The sequence below is a fragment of the Actinomadura rugatobispora genome (assembly GCF_055379765.1).
Map to the genome: position 1 here is coordinate 9787463 of NZ_AP029191.1, position 21439 is coordinate 9808901.

15 protein-coding genes are annotated in these 21439 nt (G+C 72.6%); 9 read left to right on the forward strand and 6 right to left on the reverse strand.

What is annotated here, in order from left to right; genetic code table 11:
- Nucleotides 1-15: 15 nt before the first annotated feature.
- From ACZ466_RS44030 to ACZ466_RS44040, 3 genes are all read right to left on the reverse strand, one after another.
- Nucleotides 16-1674: a serine/threonine-protein kinase gene (locus tag ACZ466_RS44030; RefSeq protein WP_464041925.1), complete on the reverse strand. Its 1659-nt coding sequence runs from the start codon at nt 1672-1674 to the stop codon at nt 16-18.
- A 187-nt stretch (nt 1675-1861) separates the two neighbouring features.
- Nucleotides 1862-2704: a PAC2 family protein gene (locus ACZ466_RS44035; protein ID WP_378292488.1), complete on the reverse strand. Its 843-nt coding sequence runs from the start codon at nt 2702-2704 to the stop codon at nt 1862-1864.
- A 230-nt stretch (nt 2705-2934) separates the two neighbouring features.
- Nucleotides 2935-3396, reverse strand: a complete 462-nt coding sequence (locus tag ACZ466_RS44040) for a universal stress protein (RefSeq protein WP_378292490.1) — start codon at nt 3394-3396, stop codon at nt 2935-2937.
- Between the two features lie 165 nt (nt 3397-3561).
- Between ACZ466_RS44040 and metH the strand changes: the two genes are divergently transcribed.
- From metH to ACZ466_RS44080, 8 genes are all read left to right on the forward strand, one after another.
- Nucleotides 3562-7044, forward strand: coding sequence for a methionine synthase (gene metH / locus ACZ466_RS44045; RefSeq protein ID WP_378292492.1), 3483 nt, complete (start codon nt 3562-3564; stop codon nt 7042-7044).
- A gap of 61 nt (nt 7045-7105) precedes the next feature.
- Entirely contained in the window at nt 7106-7765 is a 660-nt protein-coding gene (locus ACZ466_RS44050; protein WP_378292494.1) for an HAD family hydrolase, read from the forward strand.
- 197 nt (nt 7766-7962) lie between these two features.
- A complete protein-coding gene (locus tag ACZ466_RS44055; protein ID WP_378292496.1) occupies nt 7963-8394 on the forward strand; it encodes a hypothetical protein in 432 nt (143 codons plus the stop codon).
- Between the two features lie 628 nt (nt 8395-9022).
- On the forward strand, nt 9023-10021 hold the full coding sequence (locus tag ACZ466_RS44060; protein ID WP_378292498.1) for an ABC transporter permease: 999 nt from the start codon (nt 9023-9025) through the stop codon (nt 10019-10021).
- Between the two features lie 39 nt (nt 10022-10060).
- A complete protein-coding gene (locus ACZ466_RS44065; RefSeq protein ID WP_378292500.1) occupies nt 10061-11812 on the forward strand; it encodes an ABC transporter substrate-binding protein in 1752 nt (583 codons plus the stop codon).
- Between the two features lie 95 nt (nt 11813-11907).
- The gene (locus tag ACZ466_RS44070; protein ID WP_378292502.1) at nt 11908-12918 is read left to right on the forward strand and encodes an ABC transporter permease; all 1011 of its coding nucleotides are present in this window, start codon (nt 11908-11910) and stop codon (nt 12916-12918) included.
- The gene (locus ACZ466_RS44075; protein ID WP_378292504.1) at nt 12918-13994 is read left to right on the forward strand and encodes an ABC transporter ATP-binding protein; all 1077 of its coding nucleotides are present in this window, start codon (nt 12918-12920) and stop codon (nt 13992-13994) included. The genes ACZ466_RS44070 and ACZ466_RS44075 overlap by 1 nt, the downstream gene beginning before the upstream one ends.
- Before the next feature lie 17 nt (nt 13995-14011).
- Entirely contained in the window at nt 14012-15220 is a 1209-nt protein-coding gene (locus ACZ466_RS44080; protein ID WP_464041926.1) for an ABC transporter ATP-binding protein, read from the forward strand.
- Between the two features lie 291 nt (nt 15221-15511).
- On the opposite strand, the gene ACZ466_RS44085 is transcribed toward ACZ466_RS44080, so the two are convergent.
- Nucleotides 15512-16513, reverse strand: a complete 1002-nt coding sequence (locus ACZ466_RS44085) for a winged helix-turn-helix domain-containing protein (protein ID WP_378292507.1) — start codon at nt 16511-16513, stop codon at nt 15512-15514.
- A gap of 78 nt (nt 16514-16591) precedes the next feature.
- On the opposite strand from ACZ466_RS44085, the gene ACZ466_RS44090 reads away from it, so the two are divergent.
- The gene (locus ACZ466_RS44090) at nt 16592-17800 is read left to right on the forward strand and encodes an MFS transporter (RefSeq protein ID WP_378292509.1); all 1209 of its coding nucleotides are present in this window, start codon (nt 16592-16594) and stop codon (nt 17798-17800) included.
- Between the two features lie 125 nt (nt 17801-17925).
- On the opposite strand, the gene ACZ466_RS44095 is transcribed toward ACZ466_RS44090, so the two are convergent.
- Together ACZ466_RS44095 and ACZ466_RS44100 are read right to left on the reverse strand one after the other, a co-directional pair.
- Nucleotides 17926-20421: an ABC transporter permease gene (locus tag ACZ466_RS44095; RefSeq protein ID WP_378292324.1), complete on the reverse strand. Its 2496-nt coding sequence runs from the start codon at nt 20419-20421 to the stop codon at nt 17926-17928.
- Complete coding sequence (locus ACZ466_RS44100) at nt 20418-21212, reverse strand: ABC transporter ATP-binding protein (protein WP_378292326.1); 795 nt, start codon at nt 21210-21212, stop codon at nt 20418-20420. Before ACZ466_RS44100 ends, ACZ466_RS44095 begins: the two co-directional genes overlap by 4 nt.
- Nucleotides 21213-21439: the final 227 nt, after the last annotated feature.

Sequence of the window (21439 nt, forward strand, 5' to 3'; positions counted from 1 at the left end):
CCGGCGCCGTCCCGGTCAGGGGCTCTGCATCACGTAGCAGGCCCAGTCGGAGGGGCTGCCGGCGTCGCCGTCGAGGCGGGCCTCGGCGCCGGGGGCGTACTGCGACCTGCACACCTGCGTCATGGTGATGGAGGAGTCGACGCCGATGCCGCCGTCGGGGGCGCAGTACCAGCGGCCCGAGCGGAAGTCGGCCCGGAACCGGCCCCGGTCCTGGCAGTAGCGCTGCGGGTCGGGGGCGCCGAGCACCACGGGCGAGGGCGGCGGGTCGCTCTGGCCGGGCGTGTCGCCGTCGTCGTCGCCGGTGGGCGCGGGACCGCCGCCTCCGGGCCGGGACGGCCGCGGGCCCGTGCCCTCGGGGGCGGGGTCGGGGTGCCGGGTGCGCGCCGGGTCGCCGGCCGGCCGGCCGCCGTCTCCGCCGGGGGCGGTGGTCACCGAGCCGGCGGGCGAGGCGCCGGAGGGCCCCGCGACGGTCGCGCCCCTGCCGGTGTCGTCGGTGGTGGCGGACATCAGCGCGTAGGTGCCGCCGCCCGCGGCGGCCGCGATCCCCAGCGCCGCGAGCGCGGCGGGGACCTTGGCGGGGATCCGGCGGCGCCTGCGCCTGCGTCCGCGGCCCCGGCCGGGAGGGGCGGCCCCGCCGGGCCGGGTGCCGGCGGCCGGCGGCCCGCCCGCGCGGTGCCCCTCGACCGTGGCCTCGGGCTCGGCCGTCACGGCGGGCCCGCCGGAGGAGTCGCGCGGGGCGGGGGCCCGGGACGGGTCGGCGGCGGTCGCGGCGGCCGCCGCGTCCCCGTTCACTTCCGTGTCCTCGTCCGTGTCCTCGTCCGCGGGGGCGGGCGCGGGGGAGGGCGCGAACGCCTCGTCGTGCCCGACCAGGCGCAGCAGCACCTGGGCGGCGGTGGGCCGCCTGGCGGGGTCCTTGTCCAGCGCGGCGGCGACCAGGGCGCGCAGGTCGCCGTCCAGGCCGCCGAGGTCGGGCTCGTGGTGCAGGACGCGGTAGATGACGGCGGTGATGGAGTCGGAGCCGAACGGTGGGTGCCCGGTGGCGGCGAAGGTCATGGTGGCGCCCCAGGCGAACACGTCGGCGGGGGCGCCGACGTCCTCGCCGGTGACCTGCTCGGGCGCCATGTAGGCGGGGGTGCCGACGGGCCTGCTGCTGGTCGCGCTGGCGGCGTCCAGCACCCGGGAGAGCCCGAAGTCGATGACGCGGGGGCCGTCGGGGCCCAGCAGCACGTTGTGCGGCTTGAGGTCGCGGTGGACGATCCCGGCGCGGTGGATGGCGGCCAGCGCGCTGGCGGTGTTGACCGCCAGCCGCTCCAGCGCGCCGCCGGTGATGGGGCCCTCCCGGGTCACCTGCCGGGCGAGGGAGGGGCCGGGGACGTACTCGCTGACCAGGTAGGGGTTGTCGCCGGCCGCGTCGGCGTCCAGCACCTGCGCGGTGCAGAAGCGGGCGACCTGGCGGGCCACGGCGGTCTCCCGGACGAACCGGGCCCGCGCGGTGTCGTCGTCGTCGAACCGCACGTGCAGCAGCTTGACCGCGACCCGCTCGCCGCCGGGCCCGGTGCCGAGGAAGACGGTGCCCTGGCCGCCGGAGCCGAGCCGGCCGACCAGCTCGTACGCGCCCAGGCGCCGGGGGTCCTGCGCCTGCAGCGGCTGGGCGTCGGGCCGGTCTTCCGGCACGGGCTCTCCTTTTCGGTCCGGACGTATTGGACCCGTCGCATAATGCCATCAATCGCGCACCCTTACAGCAGACTCCACACCGTTCACCCGGGAACGACGGCGGCGCGGAGACCGCGCCGCCCCCGGTCCCGACGGGGACCGGGGGCGGATCAGGAATCGGAGAGGGAGGGGGCCGGGGGCCGGGGGCTCAGCCGGCGTCGCGGCGCCGCAGGTAGCGCTCGAACTCGCGGGCGATCGCGTCGCCGCTGGCCTCGGGCAGCTCGGTGGCGTCCTTCTGCTCCTCCAGCGTGCGCACGTACTCGGCGACCTCGGAGTCCTCCTCGGCCAGCTCGTTCACGCCGTTCTCCCAGGCGCGCGCCTCCTCGGGCAGCTCGCCCAGCGGGACGGTGACGTCGAGGAGGTCCTCCACGCGGCGCAGCAGCGCCAGGGTGGCCTTGGGGGAGGGGGGCTGGGCGACGTAGTGCGGCACGGCCGCCCACAGCGACACCGTGCTCAGATCGGCCTTGGCGCAGGCGTCCTGCAGGACGCCCAGGATACCGGTGGGCCCCTCGTAGCGGGTCGGCTCCAGGTGCAGGGTGGTGACCAGCCCGGCCTCGGAGGCGGCGCCGGTGACCGGGACGGGCCGGGTGTGCGGGGCGTCGGCCAGCAGCGCGCCCAGCAGCACGACGTTCTGCACGTTCAGCCGCAGCATCAGGCCGACCAGCTCGCGGCAGAACGAGCGCCACCGCATGTTGGGCTCGATGCCGTGCAGCAGCACGATGTCGCGGCCGGAGGGGAGCCGGGCCCAGGACACCCGGGTGGTGGGCCAGGTGATGCCGCGGCTCTCGCCGTCGCGCATCTCGATCAAAGGGCGGGTGACCTGGAAGTCGTAGTAGTCGTCCGGGTCGAGTTCGGCGATGGGAACCGCGTCCCAGGTCGACTCCAGATGCTGGATGACCCCGCTGGCGGCCTCCCCGGCGTCGTTCCACCCCTCAAAGGCGGCCACGAGCACCGGATCGACGAGTTCCGGCACGCTTTCGAGCTCGACCACGCGCTGCCTCCTTCCGACGTCGGGTACAGCGTCACCGCGAGGGCCGTCATTCCCGGGGTCGGGGTCCCGGGGCATGATCGGCGGCTGCCAGCCTACGTCCCGTGGGGGGACCTACCCCACCGTTCCGCCGCCCAGACCTCGGCGGGGCCGGGGCGGCGGACGGGGCGGTCACGATTGGGTCTCGCCGCGCGGCCCCATGATCGCAGGGGCGGGGGCCGCGGGTGGCGCGATCACTTCTTTCCGTCGGTGGTGTGCACGATGAGCACGTCGCAGGGCGAGCGGTGCGAGAGGTTGGCCGGGACCGAGCCGAGGATCCGCCCGGCCAGGCTGTTGAGGCCGCGGTTGCCGACGACCACCAGGTCGGCGTCGCGGTCCTTGGCCAGTTTGCTGATCACGTCGACGGCGTCGCCCTCCAGGGCCTGGTGCTCGATGTCCTTGGCGCCGGCGGCCACGGCGCGTTCGCGGGCGGCGCGCAGCGCGTCGTCGGCGGGCGTGGACCCCTGGACCTTGTAGGCCAGGTCGCCCAGGCGGTCGGCGGCGTTCTGCCGCTCCCGCTCGGGCATCGGGCTGTAGGCGGAGGCGAGCAGCAGCGTGGCGCCGGTGGCGGCGGCCAGCTGGGCGGCCCGGTCGACCGCGCGGAACGAGGAGTCCGAGCCGTCGGTGCCGACGAGGATGGTGCGGTACGCGCTCATGCCGCTCCTTACCGGGGAGTAGGTTGCAGGGAGGCACGCTATCCTCCCGATGACCCATCCGTCACGGGACATGCGCGCAGCGGAGGTGCGGATGTGACGGGCGCCTCTGCCCGTCCCCGCCGGCGGCGCCCTCCCGGCGGGCCCGCCCGGTTAGGCTTGGGCACCATGAGCACTCCCACATCGCAGTCACTGCGTCAGGCCCTCAAGCAACGCGTCGTCGTGGCCGACGGGGGCATGGGGACGATGCTCCAGGACGCTGGCCCGACCCTGGACGACTTCCAGGGGCACGAGGGCTGCAACGAGATCCTCAACGTCACCAGGCCCGACATCGTCCGCGGTGTCCACGCGGCCTACTTCGACGCGGGCGTCGACTGCGTGGAGACCAACACCTTCGGCGCCAATCTCGGCAACCTGGGCGAGTACGACATCACCGAACGGATCTTCGAGCTGGCCGAGGCCGGGGCCCGGCTGGCCCGCGAGGTCGCCGACTCCTACTCCACCCCCGACCGGCCGCGCTGGGTGATCGGCTCGGTCGGCCCCGGCACCAAGCTGCCCACGCTGGGGCACGTGCCGTTCGCCGTGCTGCGCGACGCCTACCAGCAGAACGCCGAGGGCCTCATCGCCGGCGGCGTCCAGGCCATCCTGGTGGAGACCTGCCAGGACCTGCTGCAGGCCAAGGCCGCGCTGATCGGCGCCAAGCGCGCCATCGCCGCCGCCGGCGCCGGCACGGTCCTGATCGGCCAGGTCACCATCGAGCAGAACGGCGCGATGCTGATGGGCTCGGAGATCGGCGCCGCGCTCACCGCGCTGGAGCCGCTCGACCTCGACCTGATCGGCCTCAACTGCGCCACCGGCCCGGCCGAGATGAGCGAGCACCTGCGCTACCTGGCCCGGCACGCCCGGATCGGGCTGTCGTGCATGCCCAACGCGGGCCTGCCCGAGCTGACCTCCGACGGCGCCCACTACCCGCTGACGCCCGGCGAGCTGGCCGACGCCCACGACACCTTCACCCGGGACTTCGGGCTGTCGCTGGTGGGCGGCTGCTGCGGCACCACCCCCGAGCACCTGCGCCAGGTGGTGGAGCGGGTCCGCGGCCGGGAGCCGGCCGAGCGCCGGCCCCGTCCCGAGAACGGCGCCGCCTCCCTCTACCAGCACGTCCCGTTCCGGCAGGACACCTCCTACCTGGCCATCGGCGAGCGCACCAACGCCAACGGCTCCAAGGCCTTCCGCGAGGCGATGCTGGAGCGGCGCTGGGACGACTGCGTCAAGATCGCCCGGGACCAGGCCCGGGACGGCGCGCACATGATCGACCTGTGCGTCGACTACGTCGGCCGCGACGGCGTGGCCGACATGAAGGAGCTGGCGTTCCGGTTCGCCACCGCCGCCACGCTGCCGATCGTGCTGGACTCCACCGAGACCCCGGTGGTCGAGGCCGGGCTGGAGATGCTCGGCGGCCGCGCCGTGGTCAACTCCGTCAGCTTCGAGGACGGCGACGGCGAGGACTCCAAGCTGCGCCGGCTGATGCCGATCGTCCGCGAGCACGGCGCCGCGATCGTGGTGATGTGCATCGACGAGGAGGGGCAGGCGCGCACCGCCGACTGGAAGGTGCGGGTCGCCGACCGGATGGTCGGGGAGCTGACCGGCAACTGGGGGATGCGGGTCGAGGACATCATCGTCGACTGCCTCACCTTCACCATCGGCACCGGCCAGGAGGAGTCGCGCCGGGACGCGGTGGAGACCATCGAGGCGATCCGCGAGCTCAAGCGCCTCCACCCCAACGTGCAGACCACGCTGGGGCTGTCCAACGTCTCCTTCGGCCTCAACCCGGCCGCGCGGATCGTGCTGAACTCGGTGTTCCTCAACGAGTGCGCCGACGCCGGGCTGGACTCGGCGATCGCGCACGCCTCCAAGATCCTGCCGATGGCGCGGATCCCCGAGGAACAGCGCAAGGTCGCCCTGGACCTGGTCTACGACCGCCGCACCGAGGGCTACGATCCGCTGCACCGGTTCATGGAGCTGTTCGAGGGCGTCGACACCGCGGCGATGAAGGCCGACCGGGCCGCCGAGCTGCTGGGGCTGCCGCTGTGGGAGCGGCTCAAGCGCCGCATCGTCGACGGCGAGCTGGACGGCCTCAACGCCGACCTGGACGAGGCCCTGGCCCAGCGGCCCGCCCTGGAGATCGTCAACGACGTGCTGCTGGACGGCATGAAGACGGTCGGCGAGCTGTTCGGGTCCGGGCAGATGCAGCTGCCGTTCGTGCTGCAGTCGGCCGAGGTCATGAAGACCGCCGTGGCCTACCTCGAGCCCCACATGGAGAAGTCCGACGACGACGGCGGCAAGGGCCGCATCGTGCTGGCCACCGTCAAGGGCGACGTCCACGACATCGGCAAGAACCTGGTCGACATCATCCTGTCCAACAACGGCTACGAGGTCGTCAACCTCGGCATCAAGCAGCCGATGTCGGCGATCCTGGAGGCCGCCCGCGACAAGCAGGCCGACGTGATCGGCATGTCCGGGCTGCTGGTGAAGTCCACCGTGATCATGAAGGAGAACCTGGAGGAGCTCAACTCCCGGGGCATGTCGGAGCGGTGGCCGGTGCTGCTGGGCGGCGCCGCCCTCACCCGCGCCTACGTCGAGCAGGACCTGGCCGAGCTGTTCGACGGCGAGGTCCGCTACGCCCGCGACGCGTTCGAGGGGCTGCGGCTGATGGACGCGTTCATGGCCGTCAAGCGCGGCGTGGCGGGCGCGGAGCTGCCGCCGCTGCGCGAGCGCCGGGTCAAGCGGCGCGGCGCCCGGTTCGAGGTGACCGAGCCGCAGGACATGCCGGCCCGGTCGGACGTGGCCGTCGACAACCGGCTGCCCGAGCCGCCGTTCTTCGGCGACCGGATCGTCAAGGGCATCCCGCTGAACGACTACGCGTCGTTCCTGGACGAGCGCGCGACGTTCATGGGCCAGTGGGGCCTCAAGCCCGCCCGCGGCGGCGACGGCCCCTCCTACGAGGAGCTGGTGGAGACCGAGGGCCGCCCGCGGCTGCGGATGTGGCTGGACCGGGTGCAGACCGAGGGGCTGATCGAGGCCGCCGTGGTGTACGGCTACTACCCGGCCGTCAGCGAGGGCGACGACCTGGTGCTGCTCAACGACGACGGGTCGGAGCGGGAGCGGTTCACCTTCCCCCGGCAGCGCCGCGACCGGCACCTGTGCCTGGCCGACTTCTTCCGCCCGCGCGAGTCCGGCGAGGTGGACGTGGCGGCGTTCCAGCTGGTCACCGTCGGCTCGAAGATCAGCCAGGCGACCGGGGAGCTGTTCGCCAAGAACGCCTACCGCGACTACCTGGAGCTGCACGGCCTGTCGGTGCAGCTGACCGAGGCGCTGATGGAGTACTGGCACACCCGGATCCGCTCGGAGCTGGGATTCGGCGGCGAGGACTCCGCCGAGGTGGAGGACTTCTTCAAGCTCGGCTACCGCGGCGCCCGGTTCTCCTTCGGCTACGCGGCCTGCCCCGACCTGGAGGACCGCGCCAAGCTGGTGCGGCTGCTGGACCCCGAGCGGGTGGGGGTGAGCCTGTCGGAGGAGCTGCAGCTGGTCCCCGAGCAGTCGGCCGACGCCCTGGTCGTCCACCACCCCGAGGCCAAGTACTTCAACACCTGAGGTACGCCGGCACCCGCGCCGCGGAGCGCGGCGATCCATCCGAACGACACTGGGGAAGCGTGTGAAGGGCGACGGCGGCCTGGGGGCCGTGCTGTTCGACATGGACGGCCTGCTGATCGATTCCGAGCGGCTGTGGCTGGAGGTCGAGACCGAGGTCATGGCGTGGCTGGGCGGCCCGTGGGGCCCCGAGCAGCAGGAGCACCTGGTCGGCGGCTCCCTGGACCGCGCGGCGGAGTACATGCTCGGCCTCACCGGCGCCGACGCCTCACCCGAGGAGGTGGGGCGCCGGATGCTGGACGGCATGGTGGAGCAGCTGGAGGCCGCCGTGCCGATGATGCCGGGCGCCAAGGAACTGCTGGCCGAGATCCGCGCGGCGGGGGTGCCCGCGGCGCTGGTGTCCTCCAGCCACCGGCGGCTGATCGAGCCGGTCCTGGACGCGGTGGGCCGCGAGCACTTCGTCCTGAGCGTCGCGGGCGACGAGGTGTCCAGGACCAAGCCCGACCCCGAGCCGTACCTGACGGCGGCGTCGCGGCTGGGCCTGGAGCCGGGCCGCTGCGTGGTGCTGGAGGACTCGCCGAACGGGGTGGCGGCCGCGGAGGCGGCGGGCTGCGTGACGGTGGCGGTGCCGTGCGTGCTGCCGATCCCCGCCGCGCCGGGCCGGACCGTCGTCGAATCGTTGCACGAGATTGACCTCTCCAGGCTCCGCGCCCTGGTCCCCTGACCGGCCCCCGCGACTGCGACCCCCGGGGGCCGGGCCGGCACCCGGGGCCCTGATACCTGAGCGGGCGGTCCCTAGGGGACGGATCACGCGGAAGGATGAGGCCGGCGGTGCGGGAAACCGTCCGCCGGGAGGAGCGGGAACCCGCCGGGGCGTGTGACGATGGAGGGAGCACGACCGCGGGAGAGTGAGGGGCCGGCATGACCGACGCGACCATTTTCGCCATCAGCCTGGGGATCACGCTGCTCGGGCTGGTCATCAGCTGGGGCGTCTACCGGCGCCGCGGCCTGGCCTCGGGCATGCGCGGGGCCGCCTGGTCGCTGGTGCCGGTGGCGGCGACCATGACGGGCGTGACGGCGTTCTTCGTCGACCTGGCGACCTTCAGCGCGACGAAGTGGGCGGGCGCCGCCATCGCGGGCGTGGCCGTCCTGCTGTACCTGACCTCGGGGGTCATGCTCGCCCGCCGCGCCGGCGCGGCGCCGGGCAAGCCGGCCGCGGGCGGCCGGGAGGAGCCCAAGGCGGCCGGGAAGCGGGCGCCCAAGGCCACCAAGCCGATTCAGGCCGCGGGCCCGGCGGCCGACCCGGAGATGGCGGAGATCGAGGAGATCCTCCGCAACCGCGGCATCAAGTAGCCGCCCCTCCCGCCGAGAGACAGAGCGAGCCAGAGCCGGAGCCCGGGCCCGGGCCGGAAACCCGGGCCCGGGCCGGCGCCGTACCGCCCGCGCCGTATCGCCCGCGCCCTGCCGCCCGCGCTCTGTCAGGTGCTCAGTAAGGGTCGCCTGTCACGCCGCCTGCGGCGGGCGGCCCCGGCACCCGCGGCCCCGCGCACGATCCCGGTCGTCCTTTGCCACATACGTCACATCGGGCCGGGGAGGCACACCGTTCACCGGTGGCCTCCCCGGCCCGTGGTTTTGCCGCGGCAGCCCGCTGACCTGCGCACGATCGGTATCGAATCGGACTCAGTCCGGTAAAGCTTCCCGGTCTAGACCGGTTCGCCGTTGCGCCGCACTCGGTTGCGGTGCGTACTATTCGGGCGCTTTGCCTGTGCATTGTGCGGATCGCATGTGCCCGAGATGACGACGAGATCACAAGTCAGATACGGGTACTGGCACAGCCCGCTTCACGGATGGACAGTCGTCCCCGAAGGACTAGGTTTCCCTCCAGCAAACGCGGCGTAACGGGCGCGGACGGTGGACGATCTCCGCCGCCGCGCCGGGTTGGGCCGGTTGTGGCGTGGCCGAGGGGTAGGAGGTACGGAGCGTGACCGCACCGATCGAGGTGTCCGGGTCGGACAAGGAGGCCCAGCCCGAGGCCGTGCTCAAGGGCGTCGGCGGCAAGGCCATCCAGGGACGTTCGCTCGGTCAGATCGCCTGGATGCGGCTGCGCCGCGACAAGGTCGCGATGATCGGCGGGATCCTGATCATCGTGCTGATCCTGATGGCCGTGTTCGCCCCGCTGATCGTCAAGCTTCTCGGGCACCCGCCCAACGAGTACCACCAGGAGCTGCTGGACCCGACCTTCGGCGCTCCCAACGAGCCGATGGGCGGGATGAGCGGCGAGTTCCTGTTCGGCCTCGAGCCCAACACCGGCCGCGACCTGTTCAGCCGGATCGTCTACGGCGCGCGGGTGTCGCTGCTGGTCGGGTTCCTGGCCACGGTGGTGGCGGCGGTCATCGGCACCGCGGCGGGCGTGGTGGCCGGCTACTTCGGCGGCTGGGTCGACTCCGTGATCGCCCGGCTGATGGACGTGTTCCTGGCGTTCCCGCTGCTGCTGTTCTCCATCGCCGTGGTCGGGGTCATCCCCGACTCGATGCTCGGGCTGACCGGCAACGGGCTGCGGATCGGGGTGCTGGTGTTCGTCATCGGCTTCTTCGGCTGGCCCTACATCGGCCGGATCGTCCGCGGCCAGACCCTTTCGCTGCGCGAGCGCGAGTTCGTCGACGCCGCCCGCAGCATGGGCGCGCGCGGCCCGTACATCATCGTCCGCGAGATCCTGCCGAACCTGGTGGCGCCGATCCTGGTGTACGCCACGCTGATGATCCCGACGAACATCCTGTTCGAGGCGGCACTGTCGTTCCTGGGCGTCGGGATCGAGCCGCCCACGCCGTCCTGGGGCGGGATGCTGACCACGGCGATCCAGACCTACCAGGTCGCGCCCTACTTCGTGGTCATCCCCGGCCTCGCGATCTTCGTCACCGTCATGGCGTTCAACATCTTCGGTGACGGGCTGCGTGACGCTCTCGACCCTCGGACCCGCTGACCCTCGCGGGGACCGAACGTCATTAGTGAAAGGGAACTCATGAAAAGGCCCAAGGTTCTGACCGCCGCGGCGGCCGGTGCCGTCGCGCTGAGTCTGGGACTGTCCGCCTGCGGCGGCGGTGACGACGACCAGGGTAGCGGCACCAAGGTCAGCAACGCCGCCATCGGCAAGGTCCACAACGCCTCGGACAAGCGGGGCGGGACGCTGAAGATGGCGACCAGCTCGGACATCGACTCCACCGACCCGGGCAACATGTACTACGCCTGGGCCAACAACTTCACCCGGCTGTACTCCCGGATGCTGCTCACCTACCCGGCCAAGCCGGGCCCCGAGGGCTTCAAGCCGGTGCCGGACGTCGCCGAGGCGCTCGGCACGCCCAACGCCGAGAAGACCGAGTGGACCTACAAGCTGCGGCGCGGGCTGAAGTACGAGGACGGTTCGGAGATCCGGGCCAAGGACGTCAAGTACGCCGTCGCCCGCACCTTCGACCGCGGCGTGCTGCGCAACGGCCCCAGCTACTTCTCCCAGCTGCTGGACGCCGACGGGTACAAGGGTCCCTACAAGGACAAGAACCTCGACAACTTCAAGGGCGTGTCGACCCCCGACGACTACACCCTGGTGTTCCACCTGAAGGACCCGTTCGCCGAGTTCAACGAGCTGGTGACCTTCAGCGGGCAGACCGCGCCGGTGCCGCAGGCCAAGGACCAGGGCGAGCGTTACGGCCTGCACCCGTTCTCCTCGGGCCCCTACAAGTGGCAGGCCGACTACCAGCCCGGCAAGGGCGGCACGCTGGTCCGCAACGACCAGTGGGACCAGTCGACCGACCCCAACCGCAAGCAGCTGCCCGACCAGATCCAGCTGATCGCGGGAATGAACCAGGACGAGCTGGACAACCAGCTGCTGGCCGGCCAGATCCACGTGGACCTGCCGGGCACCGGTGTGGCCGACAACGGCCGCAAGACGCTGCTGTCGAGTGCCGACCACCGCAACAACGCCGACAACCCTCCCGGCGGCTTCACCTGGTACCTCCCGATCAACATCAAGCAGATCCCCAACATCGACTGCCGCCGCGCGATCGTGTGGGCGACCAACCGTGACGCGCTGTGGCGCGCCTACGGCGGCGACGTCGGCGGCGAGCTGGCGACCTCGATCATGCCTCCGAACATCGAGGGCCGCCAGAAGGGCAACGACCACTACACCAAGGCGCAGGTCGGCTACACCGGCGACGTGGCCAAGGCCAAGGAGGCCCTGACCAAGTGCGGGCAGCCCAACGGCTTCGAGACCAAGATGGTCTACCGCAGTGACCGCCTCAAGGAGAAGGCCGTCGCCGAGGCGATGCAGGCGTCGCTGGCCCGCGTCGGCATCAAGCTGACCCTGCAGGGCTACCCGGCCAACACCTACACCAACGACCAGTTCGGTTCCCCGTCGTTCGTCGCCAAGGAGAAGATCGGCCTGGGCACCTACGGCTGGCACGCCGACTGGCCGACCGGCTACGGCTACCTGCAGGCGCTGACCGACGGGAAGGCGATCGTCGACTCCGGCAACGCCAACCCCTCGGAGTGGGACGACGCGCAGATCAACAAGCAGTGGAACGACGTGGTGAAGGTCCAGGACCCGGCGCAGCGCGCCCAGGTCTACAACCAGATCGACGACAAGTTCCGCGAGCAGGCCCTGGCCCTCCCGAACGTGTACGCCAAGTCCCTGCTCTTCCGGCCCTCCACGCTGACCAACGTGTTCTTCCACGAGGGCTTCGGGATGTACAACTACTCGACCCTGGGACTGAGCGGCTAGAGCGCGCCCTGGTCGACTCGCTGAACGAAAGCAGGTGAAGGCAGCGGGCGGCCTCCCGGGGCGACACCCCGGGCGGCCGCCCATCGCCGCAGACCGTGATCGCATATATCGTTCGCCGGCTGGTGGGCGCGGTCGCCCTGATGCTGGTCATCAGCGCGGTGACCTTCTCGATCTTCTTTCTGCTGCCCCGCGTGGCCGGTACCACCAGCGATGATCTCGCCTCCCGGTTCGCGGGGAAGGCGCCCACGCCCGAGACCGTCCAGGCCGTCAAGGAGCGGTTCGGGTTCGACGACCCGATCGCGGTCCAGTACGGGCGGTTCGTCAAGGGCGTGGTGGCCGGCGACACCTACGACACCGGCACCACCAAGATCGACTGCCCGGCGCCGTGCTTCGGGTACTCCTTCCGCACCAACACCAACGTCACCGACCAGCTGGTCGACCGGCTCCCGGTGACGCTGTCGCTGGTGGTGGGCGCGGCGGTGATCTGGCTGGTGATCGGGATCTCGATCGGCGTGCTGTCGGCGCTGCGCCGCGGGTCGTTCTTCGACCGCGCGGCGATGCTGGTGGCGCTGGCCGGCGTGTCGCTGCCCATCTTCTTCACCGGGCTGCTGTCGTTGACGTTCGTGGTGCACGAGTGGGGGCTGCTGCCACCGGTCAGATACACCGGTTTCCTGGACAACCCGTTCGCGTGGGCGGGTAATCTCATCTTGCCCTGGGTGACGCTGGCATTCCTGTACGCGGCGATGTACGCGCGGATGACCAGGGCGGGGATGCTCGAGACGCTGAACGAGGACTACATCCGCACGGCCCGGGCCAAGGGCCTGCCGGAGAGCACGGTGATCAGCAGGCATGCGCTGCGGGCCAGCCTGACGCCGCTGCTGACGCTGTTCGGGCTGGACATCGGGCTGCTGCTGGGCGGCGCGGTGCTGACCGAGCGGACCTTCTCGCTGGCGGGGCTGGGCCGGCTGGCGCTGGACGGGGTGATCGGCAGCGACCTGCCGGTGGTGCTGGGCGTGGTGACGGTCGCGGCGCTGTTCATCGTCCTGGCCAACCTGGTCGTCGACATCCTCTACGGGATCGTGGACCCGAGGGTGAGGCACAGCTGATGGCGGTGGAGGAGCAGACGGGAGGCGCGGTGCACACCGGAGACGCGGGGGAGGACCCCAGGTCCTTCCTGGACGTGCGGGACCTGCGCATCCATTTCCCGACCGACGACGGGCTGGTCAAGTCGGTGGACGGGCTGTCGTTCCGGCTGGACCGGGGCCGCACGCTGGGCATCGTGGGCGAGTCCGGTTCGGGCAAGAGCGTGACGAGCCTGGGCATCCTGGGCCTGCACAACCGCCGCAACGCGCGGGTGTCGGGCGAGATCTGGCTCAACGGCGAGGAGCTGGTGGGCGCCACGCCCGACCGGGTGCGGCGGCTGCGCGGCCGGCACATGGCGATGATCTTCCAGGATCCGCTGTCGTCGATGCACCCGTTCTACACGGTGGGCCAGCAGATCATCGAGGCGTACCGGGTCCACAACAAGGTGTCCAAGCAGGTGGCGCGCAAGCACGCCGTGGACATGCTGGGTCGGGTGGGGATCCCCAGGCCGGACCGGCGGGTGGACGACTACCCGCACCAGTTCTCCGGCGGGATGCGGCAGCGCGCGATGATCGCGATGGCGCTGTCGTGCGACCCCGAGCTGCTGATCGCCGACGAGCCCACCACGGCGCTGGACGTGACCGTGCAGGCGCAGATCCTGGATCTGATCCGGGACCTGCAGCAGGAGTTCAACTCCGCGATCATCATGATCACCCACGATCTCGGGGTGGTCGCCGAGCTGTCGGACGACATCCTGGTGATGTACGGCGGCCGGTGCGTGGAGTACGGCGGGGTCGAGGACGTCTTCCACCGTCCCGAGCACCCCTACACCTGGGGGCTGCTGGGGTCGATGCCGCGGCTGGACCGGCCGCCGGCGGAGCGGCTGATGCCGATCAAGGGCACCCCGCCGAGCCTGATCAACCTGCCGCCGGGGTGCGCGTTCCATCCGCGCTGCGCCTATGAGGGGCAGACCGAGGGCAGGAGCACCACCGAGCGTCCCGAGCTGGTGGAGACCGCGCCGGGGCACAGCGTGGCCTGCCATCTGGCGGCCGAGCGGCGGCGCCGGATCTGGACCGACGAGATCGCTCCCAAGCTGTGACGGGGAGCAGTGGAGACATGGTGAGCACTTCCGACGACAGGGACCCCGAGGAGGCCGCGGTCCGTGACCCGGCCGGGCCCGAGGACGATCCGGAGGAGGGCGGCGCGTCCGCGGTGCCGCTGGCCAAGGAGTCGCCCGGCGGGGGCGGCGCCCGCGGGGAGGTGCTGCTGGAGGTCGACGGCCTCGGCAAGCACTTCCCGGTGACGGCCGGGCTGCTGCGCCGCCAGGTCGCGGCGGTCAAGGCCGTGGACGGGGTGTCGTTCTCGGTGCGCAAGGGCGAGACGCTGGGCCTGGTGGGCGAGTCGGGCTGCGGCAAGACCACCACCGGCCGCATGATCATGCGGCTGCTGGATCCGAGCTTCGGGTCGATCTCCTTCGAGGGGCAGGACATCACCCGGCTGTCCCAGAAGCGGATGCGGCCGCTGCGCCGCGACCTGCAGATGATCTTCCAGGATCCGTACTCGTCGCTGAACCCGCGGCAGACGGTCGGGTCGATCGTCGGCGCGGCGTTCCGGCTGCAGAAGATCCAGACCGAGCAGGGGGTGAAGAAGGCCGTCCAGGAGCTGCTGGAGCTGGTGGGCCTCAACCCCGAGCACTACAACCGGTACCCGCACGAGTTCTCCGGCGGCCAGCGGCAGCGGATCGGGATCGCGCGGACGCTGGCGCTGCGGCCCAAGCTGATCGTGGCCGACGAGCCGGTGTCGGCGCTGGACGTGTCGGTGCAGGCGCAGGTGGTGAACCTGCTGGAGGACCTGCAGGACGAGCTGGACCTGACCTACGTGGTGATCGCGCACGACCTGTCGGTGGTGCGGCACATCTCCGACCGGGTCGCGGTGATGTACCTGGGCAAGATCGTGGAGATCGCCGACCGCGACGACCTGTACCAGCGGCCGATGCACCCGTACACCAACGCGCTGCTGTCGGCGGTGCCGGTGCCCGACCCCTCGCAGCGGGAGGACCGCGAGCGGATCCGGCTGCAGGGCGATGTGCCCAGCCCGCTGGACCCGCCGCCGGCGTGCCGGTTCCACACCCGGTGCTGGAAGGCGCAGGACATCTGCAAGCAGGTGGAGCCGCCGCTGGTGGAGTTGAGCCCGGGGCATCAGGCGGCGTGCCATTTCCCGGAGAACACCACGGTCAGCGCGACGGACCTGGTGGCGGCGCAGTCGGCGGCGGCCAAGGGCGCCGTGGGCGACCAGCCGCCGCTGAAGGGCAAGGCCGACGACTGACCGGCCGTCCGGTGGACCGGCACCCGCGGCGACGGGTGCCGGTCTTCTTCCTTTCCGCCGGTGGGGGCGCGCGCGGGGTCAGGCGGGGCGGGCGAGGAACCGGCCGCGGGCGTCGTCGAGGCGGCGCGAGGTGAAGGTGTGCGTCCAGACGCGTTCGCCCATGCGGTAGCGGACGCCGTCGTGCTCCCACGCGGAGGGGGCGGCGTCGAACCTTTCGGGGGTCTCGCGCTGGACGATCAGGGCGCCCCCGGGCGCCAGGACGGCGGCGCCGGGCGGCGGCGCCGCGCCGGATCATCCCCCGTCTCGCCGATCGTCGGTGTGGGTGCGGGCGAGGGCGTCGCCGAGCGGGGTGCGGCGGTACAGGACGGTGCGGCCGGAGCGGGCGCGGTCCAGGAGCCCGGCGCGGCGCAGCACGGCCAGGTGGTCGCCGGCGGCGCCGACGGCGATGTCGAGCGAGCGGGCGAGCTGGGTGGTGCCGGCGGGTTCGTCGAGGGCGAGCAGGACGCGGGCGCGGGTGCGGCCCAGGAGGTCGGCGAGGGCGCCGGGCGCGGTGCGCGCTGGCGTCTGCCAGAGGACGGCGGTGCCGCGGGCGGGGTAGAGGAGCGCGTGCGGCCAGGGCGCCTCGGTGTGGGCGGCGACGCGGGGCCCCAGGAACGCCGAGGGGATGAGCAGCAGGCCGCGGCCGCCGAGGGCGATCGTGTCCTCGTCGTGGACGTGCAGTTCGATGCCCCGGTCGCGCCAGCGGACGCCGGTGTGCAGGTCGTCGAGGGCGGCCTCCCAGCCGCCCTGCCCGAGGCGCCCGGCGCGGTGCAGGACGTCGCGTTCGCACAGGGCGCGCAGCTGGGGCCAGCGGGGGGCCAGCAGTTCGCGCCACGCGGTGCCGAGGGTGTCGGCGATGACGGTGACGACGTCGTCGCGGGCGAGGGCGGCGGCGGTGCGCGCGCTGGGGGCGGGGCGGTGGGCCAGGGACCGGGCGATCTCCCGGCGTGCCAGGTCCAACGGGGTGGCGCGGACCTGGTCGAGGTCGTCCTCGATCGTCTGGGCGAGGCCGAGCCGGGGCGGCGGGGAGGCGAAGGTGGCGCCCTGCCAGGGGGAGTGCAGGGCCAGGACGGCCTCCAGCGGCGTGCCGGCGCGCAGCTCGCCGAACACCGGGCGGAGCCGGGCCGACCAGGCCGTCGGCAGCCGACCGGGCAGGCCGTCCAGGGCGCGCAGCAGGCAGTTCAGCTCGAACAGCGGGGACAGCGCGAACCGGCTGTGCAGCAGGTCCTCGGTGTCGACCTCGAAACGGATCACGCCGGCCGAGCCTAGGCGGCCTTTCGCCGTGGGACGTAACGATGGCGCGGTCGCCACCGGTGCCGGATGCTGCGGGCCATGACGAAGGATCCGGGCCGGGCGACCTACCGGCGGGTGCTGGCCGAACCCCGCTTCCGGGTGCTGTTCGCGACGCGGTCCCTGGCGATCGCGGCGGACACGCTGCGGATGGTGGCGCTGTCGGTGCTGGTGTACGCGCGGACCGGGTCGCCGATGCTGGCCGCGGTGGCGTTCGGGATCGGGTTCCTGCCGCAGGTGGTCGGCGGGGCGCTGCTGGGGGCGCTGGCCGACCGGTTGCGCCCCAGGCCGCTGGTCGCGGGCGTGTACGCGCTGGAGGCGGTGGTCGCGGCGGTGCTGGCGCTGGCGGATCCGCCGGTCGCGGCGGCGCTGGTGCTGGTGGCGGTGGTGGCGTGCGTGACGCCGGTGATGTCGGGCGCGGTGTACCGCGTGGCGGCCGAGGTGCTGCCGGGCGAGCAGTACGTGCTGGGCCGGTCGCTGATGATGATCGCGGCGTCGGTGGCGCAGCTGCTGGGGCTGGCGTTCGGCGGGGTGGCGGTGGCGGCGCTGGGGCCGCAGCGGGCGCTGCTGGTGGCGTGCGGGGTGTACGCGGTGGCGGCGGTGCTGGTCCGGGTGACGCTGGGGGACCTGCCGCCGTCGCCCGCGGCGGGGGAGCGGCGCGGGGCGGTGCTGGGGGCGAGCTGGGCGGCGAACCGGCGGCTTCTGGGGGACCGGGCGGTGCGGGTGATGCTGCTGGCGCAGTGCCTGCCGGTGGCGTTCGCGGCGGGCGCCGAGAGCCTCCTGATCCCCTACGCGCAGGTGCGGGGGCACGGGGAGGGGACGGGCGCGTTCCTGCTGGCGTGCCTGCCGGTGGGGATGATGGCGGGGAACGTGGTCGCCGGGCGGATGCTGGCCGCCGCGACCCGGGAGCGCCTGGTGGTGCCGCTGATGGTCCTGCTCGGGCTGCCGCTGCTGCCGCTGGCGGCCGACGTCCCGCTCGCGGCGGCCGCGGCGCTGCTGCTGGTGACGGGGACGGGTTACGCCTATGAGCTGGGGATCCAGCGGCGGTTCGTGGACGCGGTGCCGGAGAGCGCGCGGGGCCAGGCGTTCGGGCTGCTGTCGACCGGCATGATGACGCTGCAGGGCCTGGGCCCGGTGCTGTTCGGCGCGGTCGCCGAGGTGGCCGGGGTGGGCGCCGCGATCGCGTCGGCCGGCGCCGTGACGGTGGCGGTGGCCCTGTGCCTACGCGCCCCCCTGACCCCGCTCCGCTGAACGCCCGCACCCCCCGGCCGGTCGGCCGGGGGGTGCGGGTCAGGGGGCCGGGATGCGGACGCCTCGCGCGATCGGGATCGCGCGAGGCGTCCGGCCGCCGCCGCTGTGGCGGCCGCCCGGTGCGGTCACTCGGTGGAGATGGCCTTCAGGACGTCCATCCGCCCGGCGCGCCAGGCGGGCCACAGGGCCGCCAGGACGCCGATCACCGCGGCGATGACCAGGTAGGTGATCAGGGTGCCGTAGGGGACGCTGAGGTGGCTGAGGCCGTCCTCCTTCAGGGCCTGCTGGAGCGCGGCGCCGAACGACACGCCGATGGCGATGCCCAGGACGGCGCCGAACACCGCGATCACGATCGACTCCATCCTGATCATGCGGCGCAGCTGCCGCCGGCTGATCCCGATGGCGCGCAGCAGGCCGATCTCCCGGGTCCGTTCGATCACCGACAGCGCCAGGGTGTTGACCACCCCGACCGCCGCGATGATCACCGACATGACCAGCAGCACGGTGAGGAAGGTGACGAAGGCGTCCACCTGCTGGCGGGCGTTGTCCTTCAGCGCCGCCTGGTCGCGGACCTCCAGGTTGGGCTGGTCGCTCAGCGACCGCTTCAGCGCCTCGAAGGTGGCGGCGTCGGCGTTGTCGGCCTTGATGAACACCGCTCCGACGTTGGGCCGGGCGGCGTGCGCCAGGTGGACCGGCTCGGCGACCAGCCGCGGCCCGACGATGTCGTTCTTGGCGTAGATCCCGGCGACCCGCAGGGTCTGGGACCTGCCGTCGGTGAACTGCACCGGGACCGTGCCGCCGACCTTCCACCCGTTGGCGCGGGCGGTGTCCTCGTCCACCAGGATCCCGTCCCGGCCGGGCTGCAGCGACCCCGACACCAGCCGCAGCCGGGTGGCCTCGGCCAGCGCGGCGGCGTCGCCGGAGGCGTAGCCGGCCCGCTTGCCGTTGATGTTGGCGTTGCCGGTGTAGTACGCGGCGGCGCTGCGCACGCCCGCGGTGGAGCGGACCTTGGTGACCACGTCGGGCCCGACCCGTCCCATGCCGGCGGGCTGGACGATGTAGTCGGCGCCGAACTGCCGGTCGACCTGCGCCTCCACCGAGGTGCGCATGGAGGCGCCCAGCACGTTCACCGTCGTGATCAGCGCCAGGCCGATCATGAGGGCGGCGGCGGTGGCGGCGGTGCGCCGCGGGTTGCGCAGCGCGTTCTGCCGGGCCAGCCGGCCCGGCGCGCCCAGCAGCCGCGCGGCCGGGGCGCCCAGCACCCGCACCACCGGGACGCTGATGACGGGGGCGAGCATCGTCACGCCGAGGAACACCGCGAACGCGCCGACGCCCACCAGCAGCGCCGGGTTGCCGCTCCCGGCCAGCCCGACCGCGATCAGCCCCGCGCCGATCAGGCCCAGCAGGGACCCCAGCGCGATCCGGACCCGCATCGAGCGCCGCGGCATCGCCACGTCGTCCCGCATCGCCGCCACCGGCGGGATCTTGGCGGCGCGGCGGGCCGGGAAGTAGGCCGACAGCACCGTCACCGTGATCCCGACCGCGTACGAGGTGATGATCGGGTTGGCGGTCAGCACCAGCCCCGAGGCGTCGTCGCCCATCATCTGGCCGTTGAGGAGGGAGGCCAGCCCGGCGCCGGCCGCCAGGCCGATGGTGGAGCCGACCACGCCGACCGCGACCGCCTCGCCCAGCACGGCGCGGGTGACCTGGGCGCGGGCGGCGCCGATCGCGCGCAGCAGCGCCAGCTCCCGGGTGCGCTGGGCGACCAGCATGGAGAAGGTGTTGAAGATGATGAACGCCCCGACGAAGATCGAGATCAGTGCGAACACCAGCAGGAACGTGCGGAAGAAGGTCATGAACCCGGCGACGTCGCTCTTGGCGTCCTCGCGCATCTGGGTGCCGGTGATGGCCTCCAGGTTCGCCGGGAGCACCTTGGCGACCCGGTCGCGCAGCACCGTCTCGCTCACACCGGTGGTGTCGACCTGGATGTCGGTGAAGTAGCCGGGCCGCAGCAGCAGCCGCTGCGCGGTGGCGGTGTCGAAGGCGGTGATGCTGGCGCCCATCATGTCGCCGGTGTCCATCAGCCCGACGACCTTGGGCTTCACCGAGGTGCCCGCGGTGACGACGTGGACGGTGTCGCCGATGCCCGCCTTGGCGCGCTCGGCGGTCACGGTGTCCAGCGCGACCTCGGCCGGGCCGTTGGGCGCCCGCCCCGACGCCAGGTCGTAGTCGCCGGCCGGGGTCCAGTTGACGCCCAGCTGCGGCGGCCCCTGCCCGCCCAGGACCTTGCCGTCGGGGCCGACCACCGCGGCGTACCCGGTGACGTTCCCGATCGGGTTCTTGACGCCCTCCACGCGCTTGAGCGTGTCGATCAGCGAGGCGGGGACGGGTTCGGCGGACTGCCCGTCGGCGTTGGAGCCCTCCACGACCTCCTTGGCCCGCACGTCGACGGCCACGCCCTTGCCGATGCCGTTGAACAGATCGTCGAACTGCCGGTTCATCGTGTCGGTGAAGATCAGCGTGCCGGACACGAACGCCACGCCGAGGATCACCGCGACCGCGGTGAGGACCAGCCGGATCTTGTGCGCCGCCAGGTTGCGGAGCGTGACCTTGGCCATCATCGGGCCGCGACCCCCGGCAGCTCGAAACCCTTCATGCGCTCGAGCACCCGGTCGGCGGTCGGCTCGGTCATGGTGTCGACGATCTGCCCGTCGGTCAGGAACACCACCTGGTCGGCGTAGGCGGCCGCGGACGGGTCATGGGTGACCATCACGATGGTCTGCCCCATGCTCCGGACCGACTCGCGCAGGAACCCCAGCACCTCGGCGCCCGACCGGGAGTCGAGGTTGCCGGTCGGCTCGTCGGCGAAGATGATGTCCGGCCTGGAGGCCAGCGCCCGCGCGCACGCCACCCGCTGCTGCTGGCCGCCCGACAGCTCGCTGGGACGGTGCCGCAGCCGCGGCCGCAGCCCCACGGTGTCGATCACCTGGTCGAGCCAGGCCTTGTCGGGCTTGCGCCCGGCGATGTCCATCGGCAGGGTGATGTTCTCCAGCGCGGTGAGCGTGGGCACCAGGTTGAACGCCTGGAAGATGAACCCGACCTTGTCGCGGCGCAGCCGGGTCAGCTGCTTGTCCTTGAGCCCGGTGAGCTCCACCTCGCCGATGTAGACCTCCCCGGAGTCCACCGAGTCCAGGCCCGCCATGCAGTGCATCAGCGTGGACTTCCCGGACCCGGAGGGACCCATGATCGCGGTGAAACGGCCGCGGGGGATGCCCAGGCTCACCCCGTCCAGGGCGATGACCTTGGCGTCCCCGGAGCCGTAGACCTTCTCGACCCGCTGGGCCCGCGCGGCGAAATCGCCCGCCCCCGGCGCGGAATGCGCGTCAGCGGTCTCTCGGGCGGTGTTCGTCACTGTGAACTCCCCTGTCTGTTCGTCGATGAGGCCGGTGGAAACCACCGGGTGAAGCCGTTCGTTGTAGCGGTGTGGTGCTCGTGCGGGGCCGCGGATAGCGGCCGGGTGCCGCCCGCGCCGCCTGCCGGTACGCGAGGAGGGCCGCCGCCCCCGTGCGGCGATCCCTCGCATACAGAACATTAGGAGGCGGGCGGCCCCAGCGGATGACCCCCAGGAATGGACTTCTC

Excerpts from the sequence above, each read along its gene's own strand:
- ACZ466_RS44095 (WP_378292324.1), bottom strand. The coding sequence starts at position 20,421 with ATGATGGCCAAGGTCACGCTCCGCAACCTGGCGGCGCACAAGATCCGG.
- ACZ466_RS44075 (WP_378292504.1), top strand. The coding sequence starts at position 12,918 with ATGGCGGTGGAGGAGCAGACGGGAGGCGCGGTGCACACCGGAGACGCG.
- ACZ466_RS44080 (WP_464041926.1), top strand. The coding sequence starts at position 14,012 with ATGGTGAGCACTTCCGACGACAGGGACCCCGAGGAGGCCGCGGTCCGT.
- ACZ466_RS44055 (WP_378292496.1), top strand. The coding sequence starts at position 7,963 with ATGACCGACGCGACCATTTTCGCCATCAGCCTGGGGATCACGCTGCTC.
- metH (WP_378292492.1), top strand. The coding sequence starts at position 3,562 with ATGAGCACTCCCACATCGCAGTCACTGCGTCAGGCCCTCAAGCAACGC.
- ACZ466_RS44090 (WP_378292509.1), top strand. The coding sequence starts at position 16,592 with ATGACGAAGGATCCGGGCCGGGCGACCTACCGGCGGGTGCTGGCCGAA.
- ACZ466_RS44040 (WP_378292490.1), bottom strand. The coding sequence starts at position 3,396 with ATGAGCGCGTACCGCACCATCCTCGTCGGCACCGACGGCTCGGACTCC.
- ACZ466_RS44065 (WP_378292500.1), top strand. The coding sequence starts at position 10,061 with ATGAAAAGGCCCAAGGTTCTGACCGCCGCGGCGGCCGGTGCCGTCGCG.